The sequence below is a fragment of the Streptococcus sp. 'group B' genome (genome assembly GCF_002073795.1).
GTDB lineage: Bacteria > Bacillota > Bacilli > Lactobacillales > Streptococcaceae > Streptococcus > Streptococcus agalactiae.
Genome location: NZ_CP020432.1, coordinates 106,894 through 126,635 on the forward strand (window position 1 = coordinate 106,894; position 19,742 = coordinate 126,635).

Annotated in this window: 20 protein-coding genes and 2 pseudogenes; 17 read left to right on the plus strand and 5 right to left on the minus strand. The window is 32.6% G+C overall.

The genetic code is table 11. From position 1 onward, the window contains the following. Positions 1–37: 37 nt before the first annotated feature. A complete protein-coding gene (gene hisS / locus A6J68_RS00545) occupies positions 38–1,318 on the minus strand; it encodes a histidine--tRNA ligase (protein WP_000775911.1) in 1,281 nt (426 codons plus the stop codon). Positions 1,319–1,537: 219 nt separating this feature from the next. Here hisS and rpmF point away from each other — a divergent pair, with 219 nt between their 5' ends. Together rpmF and rpmG are read left to right on the plus strand one after the other, a co-directional pair. After that, positions 1,538–1,720, plus strand: coding sequence for a 50S ribosomal protein L32 (rpmF, locus tag A6J68_RS00550; protein WP_000290414.1), 183 nt, complete (start codon positions 1,538–1,540; stop codon positions 1,718–1,720). Positions 1,721–1,735: 15 nt separating this feature from the next. Then, entirely contained in the window at positions 1,736–1,885 is a 150-nt protein-coding gene (gene rpmG, locus A6J68_RS00555) for a 50S ribosomal protein L33 (protein ID WP_001265622.1), read from the plus strand. A 78-nt stretch (positions 1,886–1,963) separates the two neighbouring features. Here the strand turns inward: rpmG and A6J68_RS11540 are convergent. Beyond that, a pseudogene (locus tag A6J68_RS11540) lies at positions 1,964–2,148 on the minus strand (FanG protein). 28 nt (positions 2,149–2,176) lie between these two features. Between A6J68_RS11540 and A6J68_RS00565 the strand changes: the two are divergent. The 11 genes from A6J68_RS00565 to A6J68_RS00615 all read left to right on the plus strand — a co-directional run bounded on the left by A6J68_RS00565 (position 2,177) and on the right by A6J68_RS00615 (position 11,428). Then, a complete protein-coding gene (locus A6J68_RS00565; protein WP_000615736.1) occupies positions 2,177–2,791 on the plus strand; it encodes a CadD family cadmium resistance transporter in 615 nt (204 codons plus the stop codon). Between the two features lie 11 nt (positions 2,792–2,802). Next, positions 2,803–3,141 (plus strand): Cd(II)/Zn(II)-sensing metalloregulatory transcriptional regulator CadX, encoded by a 339-nt coding sequence (gene cadX / locus A6J68_RS00570; RefSeq protein WP_000711078.1) that lies wholly within the window; start codon positions 2,803–2,805, stop codon positions 3,139–3,141. Positions 3,142–3,191: 50 nt separating this feature from the next. Next, a complete protein-coding gene (locus A6J68_RS00575; protein ID WP_000667640.1) occupies positions 3,192–4,607 on the plus strand; it encodes a helix-turn-helix domain-containing protein in 1,416 nt (471 codons plus the stop codon). A 320-nt stretch (positions 4,608–4,927) separates the two neighbouring features. Beyond that, entirely contained in the window at positions 4,928–5,377 is a 450-nt protein-coding gene (locus A6J68_RS00580) for an RNA polymerase sigma factor (protein WP_000066889.1), read from the plus strand. Between the two features lie 201 nt (positions 5,378–5,578). After that, the gene (locus A6J68_RS00585; RefSeq protein WP_000874694.1) at positions 5,579–5,899 is read left to right on the plus strand and encodes a hypothetical protein; all 321 of its coding nucleotides are present in this window, start codon (positions 5,579–5,581) and stop codon (positions 5,897–5,899) included. After that, positions 5,899–6,999, plus strand: coding sequence for a type IV secretion system DNA-binding domain-containing protein (locus tag A6J68_RS00590; RefSeq protein WP_000203865.1), 1,101 nt, complete (start codon positions 5,899–5,901; stop codon positions 6,997–6,999). Before A6J68_RS00585 ends, A6J68_RS00590 begins: the two co-directional genes overlap by 1 nt. Beyond that, positions 6,996–7,601, plus strand: coding sequence for a hypothetical protein (locus tag A6J68_RS00595; RefSeq protein WP_000182709.1), 606 nt, complete (start codon positions 6,996–6,998; stop codon positions 7,599–7,601). Before A6J68_RS00590 ends, A6J68_RS00595 begins: the two co-directional genes overlap by 4 nt. Positions 7,602–7,806: 205 nt before the next feature. Next, entirely contained in the window at positions 7,807–8,412 is a 606-nt protein-coding gene (locus A6J68_RS00600; RefSeq protein ID WP_001040935.1) for a replication protein, read from the plus strand. Beyond that, positions 8,405–8,653 (plus strand): MerR family transcriptional regulator, encoded by a 249-nt coding sequence (locus tag A6J68_RS00605; protein WP_001058391.1) that lies wholly within the window; start codon positions 8,405–8,407, stop codon positions 8,651–8,653. Before A6J68_RS00600 ends, A6J68_RS00605 begins: the two co-directional genes overlap by 8 nt. Positions 8,654–8,742: 89 nt before the next feature. Further along, positions 8,743–10,008 carry a tyrosine-type recombinase/integrase gene (locus A6J68_RS00610; RefSeq protein ID WP_000447185.1) on the plus strand — a complete coding sequence of 422 codons (1,266 nt, stop codon included), beginning with the start codon at positions 8,743–8,745 and terminating at the stop codon, positions 10,006–10,008. Between the two features lie 430 nt (positions 10,009–10,438). Then, positions 10,439–11,428: a TerB N-terminal domain-containing protein gene (locus A6J68_RS00615; protein ID WP_001873912.1), complete on the plus strand. Its 990-nt coding sequence runs from the start codon at positions 10,439–10,441 to the stop codon at positions 11,426–11,428. Between the two features lie 654 nt (positions 11,429–12,082). On the opposite strand, the gene A6J68_RS00620 is transcribed toward A6J68_RS00615, so the two are convergent. Continuing rightward, the gene (locus A6J68_RS00620) at positions 12,083–13,144 is read right to left on the minus strand and encodes a hypothetical protein (RefSeq protein ID WP_000588843.1); all 1,062 of its coding nucleotides are present in this window, start codon (positions 13,142–13,144) and stop codon (positions 12,083–12,085) included. 17 nt (positions 13,145–13,161) lie between these two features. Beyond that, on the minus strand, positions 13,162–13,545 hold the full coding sequence (locus A6J68_RS00625; protein WP_000634190.1) for a hypothetical protein: 384 nt from the start codon (positions 13,543–13,545) through the stop codon (positions 13,162–13,164). Between the two features lie 394 nt (positions 13,546–13,939). Here A6J68_RS00625 and A6J68_RS00635 point away from each other — a divergent pair. From A6J68_RS00635 to A6J68_RS00650, 4 genes and pseudogenes are all read left to right on the plus strand, one after another. Next, positions 13,940–14,860, plus strand: a pseudogene (locus A6J68_RS00635) (tyrosine-type recombinase/integrase); the annotation flags it as partial. Between the two features lie 356 nt (positions 14,861–15,216). Continuing rightward, a complete protein-coding gene (locus A6J68_RS00640) occupies positions 15,217–15,888 on the plus strand; it encodes a PepSY domain-containing protein (protein ID WP_000186293.1) in 672 nt (223 codons plus the stop codon). Positions 15,889–15,972: 84 nt separating this feature from the next. After that, complete coding sequence (locus A6J68_RS00645) at positions 15,973–16,644, plus strand: response regulator transcription factor (protein WP_000699618.1); 672 nt, start codon at positions 15,973–15,975, stop codon at positions 16,642–16,644. Next, a complete protein-coding gene (locus A6J68_RS00650) occupies positions 16,628–17,992 on the plus strand; it encodes a sensor histidine kinase (protein WP_000898851.1) in 1,365 nt (454 codons plus the stop codon). The genes A6J68_RS00645 and A6J68_RS00650 overlap by 17 nt, the downstream gene beginning before the upstream one ends. A gap of 109 nt (positions 17,993–18,101) precedes the next feature. On the opposite strand, the gene A6J68_RS00655 is transcribed toward A6J68_RS00650, so the two are convergent. After that, positions 18,102–19,655 (minus strand): YfcC family protein, encoded by a 1,554-nt coding sequence (locus A6J68_RS00655; protein ID WP_001114295.1) that lies wholly within the window; start codon positions 19,653–19,655, stop codon positions 18,102–18,104. Between the last annotated feature and the right edge of the window lie 87 nt (positions 19,656–19,742).

Genomic DNA, 19,742 nt, shown 5'->3' on the forward strand with positions numbered 1-19,742 from the left:
AAACCCCACCCATTAAGGAGAGTTTTTAGGAACTGTTTTACAATCCTAATTGTTTAAGCACAGATGAAAAATCTGTTTTAATGTTTTCAAAACTAACTTTAACTTCTTGACGTGTTTGATTATTTTTTAAACCGACCTCTTTCGAATCTACTTCACTGCTACCTAATGTCATAATCACTTTAGCATTAAAAGTATCTGCAGACTTAAATTGTGCTTTGATTTTACGACCCAAATAATCACGCTCTACTTTAAAACCTTGATGACGTATTGATTGTGCCAAATCTAAGGCAGCTAGATTAGCCTCTGATCCTAATACAGCTATATACAGATCTATAGTATTTTCTATTGGTAAAGAAATCCCTTGCTTATCTAATATTAAGAGCAAGCGTTCTAATCCTAATCCAAAACCAAATGCTGGTGTTTCTGGTCCACCAAAATAGGATACTAAGCCGTCATAACGGCCTCCAGCACAGATCGTTAATTCATTATCTTCAATCTCAGTGATAAACTCAAAAATAGTATGGTTATAATAATCAAGACCACGAACCATATTAGTATCAATGATGTATGGAATATTTAGAGCATCAAGCATATGACACACAGCATCAAAGTGGGCTTGGCTTGACTCATCTAAATAATCTAAAATAGAAGGAGCATTTTCAACTGCTAGTTTGTCTTCTGGCTCCTTAGAGTCTAGTACGCGCAATGGATTTTCATTCAAACGACGTTGACTATCCTTAGACAATTGTTCACGTATGGGTGTTAAGTAATCAATAAGAGCTTGGCGATAGGCTTGACGACTTTCTGGACTTCCTAAACTATTAAGATGAAGTTTAACGTTTTTGATACCTAAATCTTCAAATAGATGATGTCCCATTGCGATTGTTTCAACATCAGTTGTTGGATTATTTGATCCAAAGCACTCAACGCCTACTTGATGAAATTCTCGTAAACGACCAGCCTGTGGGCGCTCATATCGGAACATTGATCCAATATAATACATTTTGGTTGGTTTTTGAACTTCTGGTGCAAATAGTTTATTTTCAACATAAGAACGTACAACAGGTGCTGTTCCTTCTGGACGAAGCGTAATGTGACGATCTCCTTTATCATGAAAATCATACATCTCTTTTGTAACGATATCCGTTGTATCCCCAACTGAGCGACTAATAACCTCGTAATGTTCAAACATTGGTGTACGAATTTCATCATAATGATATTGTTTAAAGAGATTGCGTATAACATTTTCAACGTATTGCCACTTTGCTGATTCTCCAGGTAAGATATCCTGAGTCCCTTTTGGTTTTTGAAGTTTCATAAGTTTACCTCTTCGATTAGTTTTCTCTTTAAACATTCTACCATTTTTTCTTATATTTTAAACAAGCATATATCATTTGCTTTAGTTTGATAGTATTTTCACCATGAAATTGTAAAAATAAAAAGTTTTGTCAAGTAACTTTACTTTACAAAAAAGATATGTTATCATAGTGAAGTTGATGAAAATCAAAACTTACACATCGAAAGGAAGAATAAGAAAATGGCAGTACCTGCACGTCACACTTCAAAAGCGAAGAAAAACAAACGTCGTACACACTACAAATTGACAGCTCCATCTGTACAATTCGACGAAACTACTGGAGATTACTCACGTTCACACCGTGTATCACTCAAAGGATACTACAAAGGACGTAAAATCGCTAAAGCTAACGAAGCTAAATAATAGAAGGGAGATACCATGCGCGTAAATATTACACTTGAACATAAAGAATCTGGTGAACGCTTGTACCTTACTTCAAAAAACAAACGTAACACTCCAGACCGTCTTCAATTGAAAAAATACTCACCAAAACTTCGTAAACACGTTGTTTTCACTGAGGTTAAGTAAGGGTTTCAGTACACATCAATAGACGTCAAAATATTGATTTTAAGCGATTTTTGATTTTTTGAAACTCATTATATCGCACTACAAATCAATAAAAACTCTACCTTTTACTCTACCTTTTTTAGATAAATATATCATCTGGATATTGAAGTTAAGCCCTGCTATCATTTCGATGGCAGGGCTTTTTAATATTTGTACACTAACTTCTTATCTATATTTTGGTGGATTTTAAGTTGACATCTACAAAGTTTAATGTTAGAATACATTCAAAAATATATTTGAATGAGGTATTTTATGATTCAAAATGTTGTTACTTCAATAATCCTGTATTCTGGGACAGCCGTAGACTTACTTATTATCCTAATGTTATTTTTTGCCAAAAGAAAAAGCAGAAAAGACATCATTAACATCTATTTAGGACAATTTCTAGGCTCTGTTAGTCTAATATTCCTAAGTTTGCTTTTTGCATTTGTCTTAAATTATATTCCTAGTAAAGAGATTTTAGGTTTACTCGGTTTGATTCCAATTTTCCTAGGCCTAAAAGTTTTGCTTTTAGGAGATTCTGATGGAGAAGCTATTGCAAAAGATGGTTTGCGAAAAGACAATAAAAACCTGATTTTTCTAGTCGCTATGATTACTTTTGCAAGTTGTGGCGCTGACAATATTGGTGTCTTTGTCCCATATTTTACCACCTTAAATTTAGCGAATTTGATAGTGACTTTACTTACTTTTCTAGTCATGATTTATCTCTTGGTTTTTTCTGCACAAAAATTAGCACAAGTCCCTTCTGTTGGAGAAACTTTGGAAAAATATAGCAGATGGTTTATTGCCGTTGTCTATTTAGGATTGGGGATGTATATCCTGATTGAAAACAACAGCTTTGACATGCTATGGGCTGTGTTAGGCTAGGAGAAAAAATTATGAAAAAAGATAGTATCTGTCAAGTGGATGTTATAAATCAACAAAATGTTACAACCGCAACGAACTACCTTGAAAAGGAAAAAGTCCAAAAATCACTTCGCATTTTATCAAAATTTACCGATAATAAACAGATAAATATCATCTTTTATCTCCTTGCCGTCGAAGAACTCTGTGTCTGCGATATAGCCTGTTTATTAAATCTCAGTATGGCATCTGCCTCCCACCATCTTCGTAAACTAGCCAATCAAAACATCTTGGACACTAGAAGAGAGGGGAAAATTATATATTATTTTATAAAAGATGAGGAAATCAGAGATTTTTTTAATCAACTAGGATAACAACTATTTCTACTACTTTCTACTTTTCCATGATTATAGGGGGATTATATATGAAATTTTTTGAAGAAAATTATTCACAAGAAATACCTACTCGTATCAAAAATTTAAGAAAAAAATACAATATTACACAAAGCGAACTAGGCAATGCAGGTCAAGTTAGTCAAGTTGAAAGTGGTAAGCGACCAATTACGAGTTCGATGTTAGTTTATTTAAATGCTCTAACCGCTTCGAGCTATACGTATATCGTTTTTGGAGAGTTAGATGAGTTTATTGAGAATCTGTTTCATTATTTTTTCAGTTCTATTTTATATAGAGATTTAGAGGCTGTAGATGAAAAACTATATTCTTTCATGAGTGATGATTTAATTTCAATCCAATCAAGTTGTCTAAGTATTGCCAAGACATTTGCAAATTTCAATATTCAAAGAAAAAGATTTATGATTTCTACTGAAACTGAAATGGATACTTTTCACAAGAAAGATGACATTGACGTATGGGTTGGTGGAAAAAGTTATAACCCCGCTAGAAGTTTTAGAACCCGTACCATCAATGAATTGACTGTCATTGATTTTGAAGAAATGTTTGATATTCTTTGGTTGATGTTAGGGGATAATTTAATTAAATCATTTGAAGTTAATGTCTGTGGTATCCTATTTGAATTAGGCGGAAATGACATACCCTCAACATTTAGGCAAGAAAACATTGATCCTCTCATCAATAAATGGTGGTATGATAATGTTTCGACAGAAATTATCCCTAATCTAATAAAAAAACTCAAAGAAAATCCCTTGTTTAATATCGGATTTATGGTAAATGATATATTAGAAAGAATGTATAAAGAGAATATTCCAAAATCTTACCTTACATCCGTCCCATTAGTTATTTCTCAAAAAGGAAGAACAACCTATTCGTTTAGTATGACTGGTGGTCAACAAATAGATGGAGTGAAATTCACACAGATATATGAGGACTATATGAAATTACTCAGTCAAGGTAAGGATATCGCAGAGTTATATCAAAAATATTCTAAAGAAGAGTTGGCAAATCTAGGCATTAATATTTATCAATCCAATGATATAGAAAGGACTGAGGAAAGAACTTTTGATGAAATTATCAGTTGGGTTTCCAACCCTTATGCAACAAGACCAATTCAAGAAAGGCACACTATTCAATTAGAGCCAACAAGATTTTCACTAGAGGATAAGAAAAGAATTGAAGAAGCTGCAGCTCAAGGACTAAGCGAAATCGACCTTATTGATTTAGTTGACCTATATGATATTAATTTAGACAATACAAGCGTCAATCGCCATATTGTGGGGTTATTGACTAATAACACCCAAGTAACATACTATTTCCAAGAACAATTAAATAAGGAGTTGCTGTCAATGGCTCACGCTTTAGATAACGTACAACAGGCCTTTATTAAATTATTAAGTGAAGAGGAGATACGAAAATTTGCTCTTTAAAGACTAGGTGAATCGCCTAGTCTTTTTTTGCGCCTCGTTTTACAAATTAGTCTATTGAAGTAAAAAAAGAAGTAAAAAATAAAAGAACATTACGCCTTATACTGAATATATCAAGAAAAACTCTTGATATAAATTTTAATAGTCCAAATTGATGGCCATCAAAGGACAGATTGAAACAAATATGATGACATGACGATAAAGGTCATGTCTTGCATAGAATTGTTTCGCTGTTTCTTTGTTGTGCCTTTTGGTATACTCAGCGTTCAATATTTGCTCATTTTGTTTCCTTCTGTCCAAAGGACAGAAAGGAGCTCATCATTATGAGTAATAAAGTACAAGAACGTCGTGAGCGTAAAATCAAAGAAGCTATTAAAGCTAAAAATTGGGATGAAGTAACTCGTTTGCTTCAACAAGAACAAAGTAACGCAGAACGTCGTGACCGATACCACAATAGACGAATCAAAGACGAAACAATAGCTAGCAAAAATGCCAAAAAGTCTGTACGTTATGATGTCATTGCAAGTTCTGATTTGAATCCCGAAGAAGCTTTAATCCTAGAGGAGTTAAGACAAGCTATTCGTGAAGCTAAAGCATCCCTATCAGAAATTGACAGTAAGATTGTTGAAATGATAGCGGAACAAGGTTCAAGCTATAAAGAAACGGCTCGCTATATCACTGAACATTATAAGAAAATGAGTGATGTAACTGTTAAATCCCATTATTGTAAAGCGCTAAAAAAATTAGCTCCTTTATTAAAAGCTTACCGCTAATCCCTCAAATCCAGTGTCTCTGTCACTGGATTTTTTGTAAAAAAAAATTAAAAATTCAACAAATAACTTTGCGTTTAGCTGTCTCATTCTCCTTAGTAATGAGGAGGTGGTCAGATAACCTAAAAAACAAAGTCCAGCTCATGACCCAAACCGAGCCTGTCGCATTCACACTATCTCTTATTCATAAGGAGGATTTGCCCTATGGCGTTTAAAATGAAAACCACAAAAGGTGGTTATACAACTACATTGGCTGATAAAATTATCAGTCAAAAACAACCGATTTACTCACTTAGTACCGAACTTGAACCACAACAACGGTTTGAAGAAGGAAAACCAACCGGAGAAATCGTAGCTTATAAAGCATGGTTTGTACAGGAAGGGCAAGACCCTTTCCAAGTAAAATTTGAAGAAACGATTGAGCTTCCAGCTTTTCAATCCATGATTCAATTTGACACACTACAAGCCTGCGAAGTAAAATATAACATCTACTTCAAAGCAAATGGTATCAAGGAGGTTCGGTAATGACTTCACAATCTCGTGATGTGCTGAACCAATCTTACCTGCAATCTTACCTGCTCCAGAGCCTAAACATGGCTCTGGGGGCTTTAATGCAGGGAGAAACCAGCTACACCAATTCTTTTAATATTGTTATTCAAGCAGACGGCTTTATCTTTGTCCCTCGTCTACCATGTGCTTATATCCTTGATGATGACTTGTACAAGAAAATCTTTCTGATTGCCAATGCTTCACTTTATCCACAATATACGCTTCTAAAACAAAACGCTACCTATTTTGTCCCTCTAGAAACAGATGACTTACACACTCAGCGTGGATTATTTTTCCCTTGGAAAAAGGGAATTTCAGAACGTTTAGTCATTCCAGATTTGGATAAGTTTTCAGCTAGCTTGCCACAGGGGAAAATCCCTATCATGAAGTACTTTGAACTCAATTTAGATAAGGTTAATCACTGGGCTATTGCTGGAAATTCAGGTTCTGGGAAATCGTACGCTCTCACTTATTTCTTGAGTGTACTAAAGCATATGTCTGACTTGATTATCATTGACCCTAAATTTGATACCCCAAGTCGATGGGCAAGAGAAAATCACGTTGCTGTTATACACCCTGTTGAAAACCGTTCAAAATCAGATTTTGTCTCACAGGTCAATGAACAATTAAGTCAGTGTGCAACTCTCATTCAGAAACGACAAGCTATCTTGTATGATAATCCCAATCATCAATTTACCCATCTAACTATTGTTATTGATGAAGTCCTCGCTCTATCAGAGGGAGTCAATAAGAATATCAAAGAAGCCTTTTTCTCCCTACTCTCACAGATTTCCTTATTAGGACGTGCTACCAAAATCCATCTGTTTTTGGTAAGCCAGCGTTTTGACCACAATACTATTCCAATTTCAGTGAGGGAACAGCTAAACGTATTGTTGCAAATTGGAAATATCAATCAGAAAACTACTCAATTTTTATTTCCAGACCTAGACCCAGAGGGTATTGTTATTCCAATAGGACATGGGACAGGTATCATTCAAGTTATCGATAATGAACATCCCTACCAAGTTCTGCCCTTACTCTGTCCAACCTACTACACTAAACGAGGTATTCTATGACCAATAAAACCTACTTTATGAGAAGTTTTAATCTCATACTATATTTATTTCTATTTGCACCTATCTGTTCTGCATTTGGATGGTTATTCAATTATCTTTCCGTTCAATTAACAAATATCACGTTTGTCAATTTAGATACGGTCAAAAGTATTACGGATATCATTAGTTCCGTTTGTCATGGATTTGCACTTATTTCTCTTCTACTTGCCTTATTTTTGGTTGGATTAGAAATAATACAACGGTTGAAAACAGATAGTCTTTGGAACTATATCCAATCTGTCTATCACACTTTTCTGTTGCGACACTTCCTGTTTCAGCGTGAACGAGTACAGAAGATAAGCAATCTTGAACATCAGACGGTTACTACTATCAACCCAATCCATAACGGATTTAACCGAGCTGTTCGTAAGTGTATCGTAGATATACGAAAAGATACCATCACTATTTTTCTAAAAGTCCCTAGAGACCAACAAGGGCAAAAAATCCTAAAAGAGATGGAAGCACAATTAAAAGAAGAAATCGTCAGCCAACACGCAGACTATTATTTCTCCTCTCCTATTCGAGTTCGTAACCAATTGTGGTTCACTGGACAAAAACGTTAATCCCTTGGGGCTGTGGCTTGCGTTAAGCAAAAGCCAGACAGCCCCTTTTTATATTCTTTTCTATCATGACCTATTGGGGTGACTACGACCCCCAATAGGTCAATAATCAATAATCACAAAAAATTCAATTTTTTCAAAAAAACTTTGCATACGACCTGTCATTTCTCCTTAGTAATAGAACCCAAAAGAAATGAGGTAACTGCCTATGGCAAAAGAACAGCGCTCAACCAAATGGACTTTTCTCTTCTACGAGGAAAGCGCCCCAGAGAACTACTTGAATATATTAGAGGAACTCCATATTCCGTTTATTCTTAGTCCTTGGCACGATAAGGACGTTAATAGACAGACGGGAGAGTTCAAGAAATCGCACAAACACGGTGCTTTCTTCTTTGATTCACTGAAAAGCTATTCACAAGTATCAAATATCATCAGTGACAAACTAAACGGTCCAGCACATGTGGAGGTAGTTATGTCTCCCACTGGTTTATTTGACTACTTTACCCATGCGGAAAATCCAGATAAGACCCCCTACAACATTGAGGATATTGAAGTCGGTTGCGGCTTTAATTTAGAAAAATTCTTGATGGAGATGAACTCCTCGGATTTTATACATGAAGTAGTTGATATTATCGAAGAGAACGACTTTACCGAATTTGAAGAATTGGTCTGGTATGCCCGAGCAAACAATACCAATTTATTAGGGCTTATCATTGAACGTACATATTTCTTCGCTAAATACCTAGATTCACGAAGATACAATCCTAATCGACTCCATAATTCAAACACAGAGGAGAAAGAGAATAATGAATAACGAAAAATTAGAACAAATTGAACAATTATTGCAAACACTTATCAAACTCATTCAAATCAAAGAACAGAACATACCACTAAAGATAATACAACAGCGAGAATTGCTAAAACAGCTAAATATCTCCCCAAACACACTAAAAACTTGGGAACAAAAAGGATTAAAAAGATTAGAACCTCCTATAGAGGGAACTCGAACCGTCTTCTATCTACTAGATGATATTATCAACTTTTTACAATCCTAATTCTGAAAATTTGTGCTAAAATAGTTTTATCTAAAAGAAAGAGTGGTAACTATTTTAGCCTACTTCAATATCCATGAAGAAAGGCAAATATGGAAACTGAAACAATTATTCATAATGGCAAAAAAGTCATTAAAAAAATCAAAAAAGATAAGTCCATCTCATACACTTTGAAGGGGACATTTCTGGGAAAAGATATCAAAACTGGTAAGCAAGTCACTACTACCATTACAGCCAAGACACTAAAACAGTTAGATAGAGCAATCATTCAAGCACGACTAGAATTTGAAAAAAATGGCTCAACACGAGAAAAAGTTATCGTCATTGATACACTGGAAGATTTAGCTGAAGAATGGTTTAAATCATATAAAACCTGGGTTAACTCGCATAATACTCTGAACAGAGTAAGAGGTTATCTTGATAATTATATTATCCCTAAATTTGGAGATTACAAACCAGATAAAATTGAATCTGCGGATATCCAGCTTTGGTTAAACGATTTGGCAAAGAAATCAAAAGAGTCCATTGAATCTGGTATAAAGCGTGCTGATAAAGGTAGTGCTAAAGATTTTGGTGCTGTTATCCATAAGTTGAAAGATATTTTTGACTATGGAATTACAAACTATGGACTAATCACTAATCCTGTTAGCACTGTTAAGATACCACCTAAGCCAAAATCAAATAAGCAACGCATCATGGTATTACATGATGATGGTCTTGTAATATGGCTTAATTATCTTGAAAGTTTAGATAACAATAGAGCCAATCGTAGATTTAAGTTAATTTGTAATACTCTATTAGCCTCCGCTTTGCGAATAAATGAATTACTTGCATTGACGATTGATGACCTAGATTTTGAAAATTCTTCTATTAACGTCAGTAAAACATTGATGTGGAAAACCGCAAATAAAAAAGATGGGACAAAAGGGGAAGTTATCTGTAAAGCTACACCAAAAACTGATGCAGGAAATCGCTCTGTCCCTGTCCCTCCCCCCATAATAGAAAAACTCAGAGATTTCCACCACGAAATGAACAAGTATCTTGAATTGCACAACAGACATAGAACAAAACTGATTTTCCCTACAATCTATGGGAACTATATGTGTGACAGAAACGAGAGAACAACTCTTAAGAAAAGGTTAGTAGGTCTTGGATTACCAAACTATGGTTTCCATTTATTCCGACATACTCATGCTTCAATGCTACTTAATGCTGGAACAAATTGGAAAGAACTCCAAGTCAGAATGGGACATAAATCCATTTCAACTACAATGGATACTTACGCTGAATTAGCACCACAACGAAAGTTAGAAGCTGTGGGGATTTATCTTGAAAAGATTGCTGAGCTAACGCAATAACTACTCTACCATTCACTCTACCTTTTATTATGTAGCATTCTAGAAACATTGATGTACCAACGTTTCTAACAGCTAAAATAGAAATTATTTAACTCTTACTGAAGTTAAATAAGGATTCATTACACGTCAATAGGCAGTAAAAAGATTGGTTTTATGAGTTTTTGAAATTTTATATTTCACTACACTGCAATATAAATCAGTTGAATCTCTACATTTTTCTCTACATTTTGGTAAGAAAAAAATGACGGATAACTAAACCCCACTAGCAAGAGTTAGTGGGGTTTTATTATTATTTATAAATCAATTTACTTTATTTCAATAATCTATTATAAATTATATTCGTTCAATATAAATGTATCTGTATATGATATAATAAATTCAATCATTTCAATACTTTATATTTGTTTAAATAATAATGTGCGAGGTTAGTATGAGTAAGTGTCTATCTTGTGGAAAAATAGGACTTTTTTTAAAAATTAATAAACAAGGTTTATGTAAGAAATGTTTTAGTATTGAAGAAACTTCTTCATCATCTAATACAAAAAACCATTTATCTGACAAACCCAAACAGGGAGCTAATTTAACTTTTCACCGTATAAAACAAAAGAAAATTCCAAATGAAATTTTTGAATTGTTATGGTTTACAAATGGTAAATATAAAAATTACAATTTTCAAGACGAACCTTCCGCTATAAACTTATCTTTACCAATTGGTCATGGAATTACAGGGGAACTTGGATACTATCCATCATATTCAAATATGAGTCCTGCTCAAAGAAACAAATATTTAAATTGGTTAACTGATATTAGTCAACCAGTTGAGATTGGCTATGTTTTTACTTTTTATTATGGTCTAGAACGATTTATATCCAACGGAGATTATGAAAAAGTTTTCCCAATTCTACTAAAACTTAAAAAATACCATAAAAATAGCTCCTTTCAATTTTATACAAATAGTGCTCTTGCTTTAATTGCATTAAAGACAGAAAAAGTAGAATATTTAAATTATTTTGATATTGACACTCTTTCGGATAATGCTTTTTTAGCTTTAAAGTTTAGTTTTAATCATTATTTAACACCAAAAGATATAATGAAAATTCATAAATTAGTTAATTTTACTAATACACGATATATAAAAAATGAAGCTGAATTATTTCAAAATATACTTAGCAAAAAAATAAAAGAAGATTTTAACAGTGAATACTATATTATAAAAATAAAAAATGAGCATTCACTAGGAACTGTTGGTGCCTTTTTGCTCGGAAATATTAGTCTATATGAACGAGAGATTAAAGTTATTGATATTATTTCAGATAAGAATATATATAATGATTTATATAGCTTGTTATCCGAGACTCATGAAGAAACTAAATTATTTTTAAAAAGAAAAAGGAAAACTAATAAAGAAAAAAAATTCTAGAAAATAATACTGATATTATTCCAAAAATTATAGAAAAAAGTCCTCAAAATCTTATTCTTACAAGTAATTACAACAGAGTTAATATTGATAAAATAAAAAATATAAAAAATTTTGATAAAGGATTCGAACTAGGCTTTCCACTTTTTGAAAAAGGAGAAATTCTGAGAAAAGAAGGCGAAATAACTAGTGCAATTGAATTATTTGATAAAGCACGTGAACTAGGATATTTTGTACCCGCCTTATACGATTCTTATGCGATGGCTTTTAGGAAAATAAAGAATTATGATGATGAAATTCTAATACTACAAGAAGGAATTGAAAGATTCAAAAAAAGCACCCTGTCATCAAATATTAACCCAAAGACAATCGATAGATGGAGTACTCGTATTTCTAGAGCTAAAGATTTAAAATGTAAATAAAGTATTAAAGATACAAAAACCCTTACTAAAAATATAGTAAGGGTTTCAGTTTCTTTTGTGAGGAATTTTAGACTCGGGAACCTTTTCTTTATCTTCTACAAAATAAAAAATAAAGATAAGACAAATCATCACAATACTTGATAATATAAAAAATAATATGGAACTCACAAATAATACAGAAGTTATATTACTCTTTCACATATCTTAATAGTTATCTTTTTAATTTTACAAAATTTCATTTGTATATCTCTTTAACTGTCCTATACTTATCAAATACAAGTTTGGGACTTATTGTTTTGATATTTTGTTTTGAATATACAAAATGATTTTCTAATTCAACAACATTATCATATATAAAATAATAAAAATCCCCCTCCAACATACCAACTTCTTGATTATATTCTGGTATTCTTATTTTTACTTCATAATTACTATTATCGATTATAACCTTGTGTCCACTTTTAATTTTGACCTTGTATTTCAGAATACAAGTTCTATCAACAAGAATATTAAAACCTACTTGATTTGCTCCTTGTTCCAAAATCTGATGGGTTTTTGCTGTAGCTTTAGTAACATCTTTAGTTATATCAATCAATGGTAATTTTTCAACTCCTGGCCCAGCAAGTCCCCTAGGATGGGGCTTAAACATTTTTTCATCTCTATCATATCTAACTAATATAAAAAATCCTTGAATCTCATTCCCATTTTCATCCAATGCTATTATTTTTAAATCAGATAATTTTTTATTGTTGTCAAAAATAGAATAATACTTTTTTAAATCTATTAAAAATATACTTTCCACACTCCCAGAATCAATAATTTTATCATCACTAAATATTTCATCTATTAGATTTTCACAAAAAGTATTCTGTTCTACTGAGCAGACCTGTAATCGAATAGTTTCTACTTTTGATTCAATATTTCCATTATTGTAACCAATAAGCAAATACTTTTGAAATTTTTCATAAAAGCCACCATCCAATTGTATATCCGGAATATGAGTTTCTACCTTTTTTATCTGAGAAATAATTATTTCTGTTATTGCTTGTTTCATATTTCCTTTATTTTCAACAGTTAATTGATGATTTATTAAGTTTGAAAAAATTTTTGTTTTATTTATATATTGTAACTTACCTTTACTATCAATATTTAAAATATTATGGTCAGTTATAGAAATGTACTTAATTGAATTGACTTTCATTTTTATTATTGCCAAAATTACTGGAATAAGAATTCCACTAACTACTAATAAAATAATTTCCCATGTTTTTTGTTTAGTTATAAGTTCTTTTATCATAGTTCTCCTTTAAAAAATCATCTAGCATTAACCGCATATATATAGGCTATATAACATGCCAAGTCACCCAACTGTTTACGATTATCTTTTATTGATTCAAACCATGGAAATTCATATCCTTTTTGTTTTGAATAAGCAATATAGATTTTTAGTGTATAAATAAATTTATTGTATTTTGTAGTTCTCGTGTCATCTTTTGCATGCTTTTCTTCACGACTCAAAAGTAACCACTCACCTCTTGATTGACTATAAATTAAAGAAGCAGTAATAAAGTCTTTCCAGTAGATTATCGAATATTCATCTACTTCATCAAGTGAATTAACTAAGTCTTGAAAATATTGTGTACACACTTCAAAACTTAGAGAGTCTTTTTCACTAAGAAATTCTTGATATGTTATCATTTAATTTCACCTAAAACCACTTAATAAAAGTGGAAGAATACTTCCCATAAGAATTATTTATATTTGATAATATATCATATTTTATAATATTATATAACTATTAATTAATCAAAAAGAACCTTCAAAGGTTCTTTTTATTTTTCTTCAAAAATTGATATAAATTCTATTTTTTTATAATCCCTCCCCAAAATCAATTCCATTGTCTCCACTTCCAAAGTTATTAGAAGGCGTATTAGGTGTAGACGGTATTTGTGAGCTTGGAGAAGGTGCCTGATGTTGAGGTGTTGTCGGTGCTTGTGGACTTGGTGAAGGTGCCTGATATTGAGGTGTTGTCGGTGCTTGTGGACTTGGTGAAGGTGCCTGATATTGAGGTGTTGTCGGTACTTGAGAGCTAGAATTCGGAGAATATATGCCTGAAAATATCGAGTCATTAGACATCCAAATATGGGTTAATAAATTAGCTAAACAGTCTGTTAAATCAGTTGCATCAGGTGTTAAAAAGTCAAAAAAAGGACATTCCAAGGATTTTGGAGCTTTCGTCCATAAACTCGATGATATTTTCGATTTTGGAGTAATAAATTTTGGATTGCAAAGCAACCCTGTAAAGGGAATTAAAATTCCGCCAAAACCAAAATCATTAAAAAAAAGAATTAGGGTATTACATGACAATGAACTAACTATTTGGTTAGAATATTTAGAAATTTTAGAAAATAATCGGGCTAATAGAAGATTTAAAATAATATGTAATACTCTTCTAGCATCAGCACTTAGAATTAACGAGCTATTAGCTTTAACAATTGATGATTTAGATTTTATGACAAATGAAATTATAGTCAGCAAAACTTTAGTGTGGAAAGCTGGTAATAAGAACAAAGGTATTAAGGGTGAGATGATTTGTAAACAAAGTCCAAAGTCAGACTCGGGAAATCGTCGAGTTCTAGTTCCAAAGGAAATTTTGAATGGATTAAAAGACTTTCATCAAGAAATGAATAATTATTTTGAAGACCATAGGTTACCAACTACAAAATTAATTTTTCCAACAATCTATGGAAATTATATGTGTGATAGAAATGAACGTCTTACATTAAAGAAAAGATTGTCATCACTTAATTTACCTGATTATGGCTTTCATATTTTTCGTCATACTCATGCTTCCATGATGCTAAATGCAGGCGCAAACTGGAAAGAGCTTCAAGTTAGAATGGGGCATAAATCCATTTCTACCACTATGGATACGTACGCAGAATTAGCACCTACAAAAAAACAAGAAGTCGTAGAAATTTTTCTGAATAAAATTTCTGAATTAACACATTAACAGCTCTACATTTTTCTCTACATTTTCTTTTAAATTTAGATAAAAACTGTTATATTAGGGTTTAAAGGCAATGAAATAGACAATAATACACTTTTACTGAAGTTAAATAATTGATTATAAAAAAGCCTATGAAATCAATATTTCTGGGCTTTTTATTTTTAAAAATAAAATCTGACAAAAAAGTATAAATTTACCTCTTACCTTCAGGTAGTTAGTCATTCTTTTAAAACTCACTTTTTTATAACTGAAAATATTGTTCTTAATTTTAAAAATTCATTTTAGATTCATTTTACGACTATATACTCAGAAGTAACAAACCTAATCCAAGGTTTGAAAAAAGAAAGAAGGAAGTCAGTATGACAAACTATAAAAACAACTTTAAAAAATTCATGAGCAATAAATTATACGTAGGGTTAGCTTCCATTACGCTACTTGGTATTGGGGGAGCTATAGGAGTAAGTGGAGCTGCATTAGCGCATAACCATCACTCAGAACACATGTCTTTTGAACATAAGCATGAAGGACACGATAAACATCACGATCATAGAGAAAAATACTCACTAAAAACATTAAAGAATATCTCGACAAAAATCGATTATAAGACTGCCTTAGAAACTGCCAAAAAAGAAGCTCGCTCAGGCTTTATTTCACAAATTGAATTAAATACCAAAGGTGATACACCTTTTTATGAAATCAAAGTTATTGATAATAAAATAGCTAAAAAATATAAAATTGATGCTAATTCTGGGAAGATCCTTTCAACAACATCAGATAATCAACTCAATTCAAAAGATGCCCAATTAAAACAACCAAGTAAAGATATTCAGACTGCATTACAAGCTATTCAAGCAAAATATAAAAATGCAAAAATAAAAGAAATTTCTCTTGCGAATAACAAATCAAATAAGCTAGTTTATAAAGTAAAACTACTTGATGGAAATACTCCTAAGATTGCCCAATTTGATAGTGATAAAGCATCATTTATAAAGGCAAATAAGCTTAATACAACTCATAAAAATCACGACTAATACTAGTGTATTAAAGGGAATAGGACCTCAGTACTCCATTCCCTTTTGTGATATAATGGAAAAAAGCCATACGGAGGCCAAAAAATGAAAATCCTTGTTGTTGAAGATGAGTTTGACTTGAACCGTAGTATTGTAAAACTTTTAAAAAAGCAACACTACAGTGTTGACAGTGCTTCAAATGGTGAAGAAGCCTTACAATTTGTTTCAGTGGCAGAATATGATGTGATTATCTTAGATGTAATGATGCCAAAAATGGACGGCTTCACCTTTTTAAAACTGCTTCGCAACAAAGGAAGTCAAGTATCTATTCTTATGTTGACTGCTCGAGATGCCGTTGAAGATCGTATCGCAGGTCTAGATTTTGGTGCGGATGATTACCTTGTAAAACCATTTGAATTTGGAGAACTCATGGCCCGAATTCGAGCTATGTTACGACGTACAAATAGACAAGTATCTTCTGATGATATTCAAATTCAAGATATAACAATCAATTTATCTACAAAGCAAGTTTGGAGAAACGACAATTTGATTGATTTAACAGCTAAGGAATACGAAGTCCTTGAGTATTTGGCACGTCACAGAGACCAAGTCCTCTCTCGTCATCAAATTCGTGAACACGTTTGGGATTATGATTATTATGGAGAGTCCAATATTATTGATGTCCTTATCAAAAACCTTCGTCGAAAACTAGATAACAATCGAGATGGATCACTAATAAAAACTAAACGAGGTTTAGGATATGTTATTCCAAAGTAAAATAAATTACCCTAAAAAGTCTAGCATCATCACTCAAATTACCCTCTGGTACAGCTCTTTTATTTTTATCCTTGTTATCGGTGTATTAATTGGTTCATTTTTTATTTCAAAAAGCATTGCTGAAAACAAATCTAAAAAAAATTTAGAAGCTAAAGCTGTGCAAATGAGTCAAGCGTTAGCTAAAGGTCATCGGTATGAGGCTTTTGAAGATGGAATATTTTATTCAGTCTATGACCAAAATGGAAAAGTTATCTATTCTGGTTTTCCAAAAGGATTTAAAAGGGATTTAGACCATCAACATAAACATAAAAAGAAATTATCTCTATTTTCCATGGAGAATCGTACCTTTCAGTATGTTGATATTCCAATTTCTGGGAAAAATCAGTGGTTACGTGCTATCCGTACTGTTGACAGACTGGATAAGCAATTAACTGAATTGTTATTTAGTTTGGGTATCGTTCTTCCTCTTATGTTGATTATAATAACTGTTGGTGGCTATTTAATTTTAAAGCGCGCTTTTAGACCGATTCAAGAAATTACTGAAACCGCTCAATTTATTACCCAAAATGAAGACTATACTAAGCGAATTATCACTAAAAATAACGAAAATGAATTAACTGAGCTAGCAGCTGTTATCAATACTATGTTGGCTTCTATTGAATCATCATTTGTTCGGGAAAAACAATTTAACAATGATGTTTCTCATGAACTACGGACTCCTGTAACAGTTATACTTTCTGAAAGTGAATACGGAAAAAACTACGCAGAAAATTTAAGTGAAGCAAAAGAATCCTTTGAGGTTATACACCGTCAGTCACTATCAATGAAAAAATTAGTTGAGCAACTTCTAGAATTGACTAAGGCAGAAAATCCATTATCAATTCAGTTAGAACCTCTTAATTTCTCAATTATGATGAAGCAACTAGTATCCGATTCGAGTAGATTATTAGATAATACCCCTATACACCTTGACTCTCAAATCGAAGATGACCTTTGGATTATAGGTCAACAAACACTACTCAAACGGCTTTTTGATAATCTATTTTCAAATGCTATTAAATTTACAAACAATCATATTTCTATTAGTCTAAGACAGTCCGATAATCAAATTGTCTTCTCTATTAAAGATAATGGTCTAGGTATCTCAGTTGATGACCAAAGTAAAATTTGGAACCGTTTCTATCAAGTGGACTCTGCTCGAACCAAGGATAGTCAGTCTGGAATTGGTTTAGGGCTATCTTTAGTAAAACAAATCGCTACAATACACCGTGCTAAAATATGGGTTGATTCTAAACCTGATGATGGCAGTCAGTTTACGCTCACCTTTCCAAAATTGAAGAAAGACTAGAGAAAGGAAATAAAAAAAACGATAGATTACACCTATCGTTTTTTTTATTTAACTTAAACTCAATTTATTATATCTCTTCAGATATTTTTGAGACTAATAGCTGAAATCTTTAAAGTATTAAAACTTGTAGAACTAACAAACCGCCACCAAATATTAGGAGGAATAAAACAACCGGCCACACAAATTTTAGCCAATGGGAGTACTTCATATCTAACATCTGCAAGGTTGCCATAACTAGTCCAGTAGGTGCTAAAAACAACATTGCATACTGCCCAAATTGATAAGCCATTACTACTACTGAACGAGGAATCCCAACAGTATCTGCAAGAGGTGCTAGAATTGGCATTGAAAGTACTGCTAAACCCGACGAGGATGGAACAACAAATCCTAACACAAAGTAGATAAACATCATAACAATGATAAAGACAGGGCCACTAACATGTGAAGCTAATTTTGAAGCTGTGTAAAGCATCGTATCTGATATATAACCTTGGCTCAAAATAATATTGATACCACGCGCTAAACCAATGATTAATGAAACCCCAACAAGGCTTGATGCACCATTAACAAACTCATCAACAACATCCCTTTCTCCAATACCATTTGCCCCAGTTGCTGTTAAAAACATAATAATAATTGTAATAGCTAAAAAGGAAGAAGCCATGGTTGGAAACCACCATCCCTGTGACATTACTCCCCAAACCATCAAAGGAAATGAAATAACAAATAAACTTAAAATAATTTTTTGTCTAATAGTAAAGAGTGAGGGTGTATGGTTAGTTGTCATGCCCCATTTAGCATTAAATTCTACTCTATCTTCATAGGAATATGAAAACTCTGGATTCGCTTTTATTTTTTTAGCATACCAATGTAGATACACCACAACAAAAATAGCACCTGCAATACACCCTGCTGTACGCCATGATAAGCCTTCTGTGAAACTAATACCAGCTGCATTTGAAGCAATAACAGAAGAAAACGGATTAATTGTTGAAAATGATGTCCCAACAGAACTTGCTAAGAAAATAGCACCTACACAAATGATAGAATCATAACCCATGGCTAAAAAGATTGGAACTAAAATAGGATAAAAAGCAACTGCTTCTTCTTCAATACCACATAGAGTACCGCCTAAAACCATCAATAAGGAAACTAAAAATATCAATAAAAACTCTCTACCTTTGGTTTTCTTTGTTAAAGCTAGAAGACCAGACTCAAAAGCGCCACTCTTTCTAACTACTCCTATCATGCCTCCAAGTACCATGATAAATACCATAATATCAACAGCTTCAATGGTTCCATTTACCATACTAGTCGTCACGGAGCCAATGCCTGCTGGATTTTGCTTCAAACGTTTGTAAGTATTTGGAACTGAAACTGGCTTACTAATAGCACCAGAAGTAAATTCTTTAATTTTAATTTTGACATTCATCTTATCCAACTGTGTTTGCGTTGCTGGAACATGAACTGTCTTACCATTTGGATCTGTTACTACTAGTTTGGATGATGCTGTATCAAATTGTAATTTTGAATAGGACCCAGCAGGTATCCACCATGTAGCCAAAACCGAAAAGATTGTTAAAATGAATAATATTGTAAAGGCACCTGGCATTCGAAAACCTTTACTCCTTTTGTTTTCACTGTTTGTCATTTTTTCTGGCATGACACGCCTCCTCTATAATAAAAATAGATTGACTTCATCAGAAAAAGTGCAAAGATGAAGGTTAAATAATCATTTCTTTGCACTTAT

Excerpts from the sequence above, each read along its gene's own strand:
- A6J68_RS00605 (WP_001058391.1), top strand. The coding sequence starts at position 8,405 with ATGAATAACGAAAAATTAGAACAAATTGAACAATTATTGCAAACACTT.
- A6J68_RS00615 (WP_001873912.1), top strand. The coding sequence starts at position 10,439 with ATGAGTAAGTGTCTATCTTGTGGAAAAATAGGACTTTTTTTAAAAATT.
- A6J68_RS00620 (WP_000588843.1), bottom strand. The coding sequence starts at position 13,144 with ATGATAAAAGAACTTATAACTAAACAAAAAACATGGGAAATTATTTTA.
- A6J68_RS00585 (WP_000874694.1), top strand. The coding sequence starts at position 5,579 with ATGGCGTTTAAAATGAAAACCACAAAAGGTGGTTATACAACTACATTG.
- A6J68_RS00595 (WP_000182709.1), top strand. The coding sequence starts at position 6,996 with ATGACCAATAAAACCTACTTTATGAGAAGTTTTAATCTCATACTATAT.
- A6J68_RS00610 (WP_000447185.1), top strand. The coding sequence starts at position 8,743 with ATGGAAACTGAAACAATTATTCATAATGGCAAAAAAGTCATTAAAAAA.
- A6J68_RS00565 (WP_000615736.1), top strand. The coding sequence starts at position 2,177 with ATGATTCAAAATGTTGTTACTTCAATAATCCTGTATTCTGGGACAGCC.
- A6J68_RS00625 (WP_000634190.1), bottom strand. The coding sequence starts at position 13,545 with ATGATAACATATCAAGAATTTCTTAGTGAAAAAGACTCTCTAAGTTTT.
- A6J68_RS00590 (WP_000203865.1), top strand. The coding sequence starts at position 5,899 with ATGACTTCACAATCTCGTGATGTGCTGAACCAATCTTACCTGCAATCT.
- rpmF (WP_000290414.1), top strand. The coding sequence starts at position 1,538 with ATGGCAGTACCTGCACGTCACACTTCAAAAGCGAAGAAAAACAAACGT.
- A6J68_RS00580 (WP_000066889.1), top strand. The coding sequence starts at position 4,928 with ATGAGTAATAAAGTACAAGAACGTCGTGAGCGTAAAATCAAAGAAGCT.
- A6J68_RS00645 (WP_000699618.1), top strand. The coding sequence starts at position 15,973 with ATGAAAATCCTTGTTGTTGAAGATGAGTTTGACTTGAACCGTAGTATT.
- A6J68_RS00600 (WP_001040935.1), top strand. The coding sequence starts at position 7,807 with ATGGCAAAAGAACAGCGCTCAACCAAATGGACTTTTCTCTTCTACGAG.
- A6J68_RS00640 (WP_000186293.1), top strand. The coding sequence starts at position 15,217 with ATGACAAACTATAAAAACAACTTTAAAAAATTCATGAGCAATAAATTA.
- A6J68_RS00575 (WP_000667640.1), top strand. The coding sequence starts at position 3,192 with ATGAAATTTTTTGAAGAAAATTATTCACAAGAAATACCTACTCGTATC.
- hisS (WP_000775911.1), bottom strand. The coding sequence starts at position 1,318 with ATGAAACTTCAAAAACCAAAAGGGACTCAGGATATCTTACCTGGAGAA.
- A6J68_RS00655 (WP_001114295.1), bottom strand. The coding sequence starts at position 19,655 with ATGCCAGAAAAAATGACAAACAGTGAAAACAAAAGGAGTAAAGGTTTT.
- A6J68_RS00650 (WP_000898851.1), top strand. The coding sequence starts at position 16,628 with ATGTTATTCCAAAGTAAAATAAATTACCCTAAAAAGTCTAGCATCATC.
- cadX (WP_000711078.1), top strand. The coding sequence starts at position 2,803 with ATGAAAAAAGATAGTATCTGTCAAGTGGATGTTATAAATCAACAAAAT.
- rpmG (WP_001265622.1), top strand. The coding sequence starts at position 1,736 with ATGCGCGTAAATATTACACTTGAACATAAAGAATCTGGTGAACGCTTG.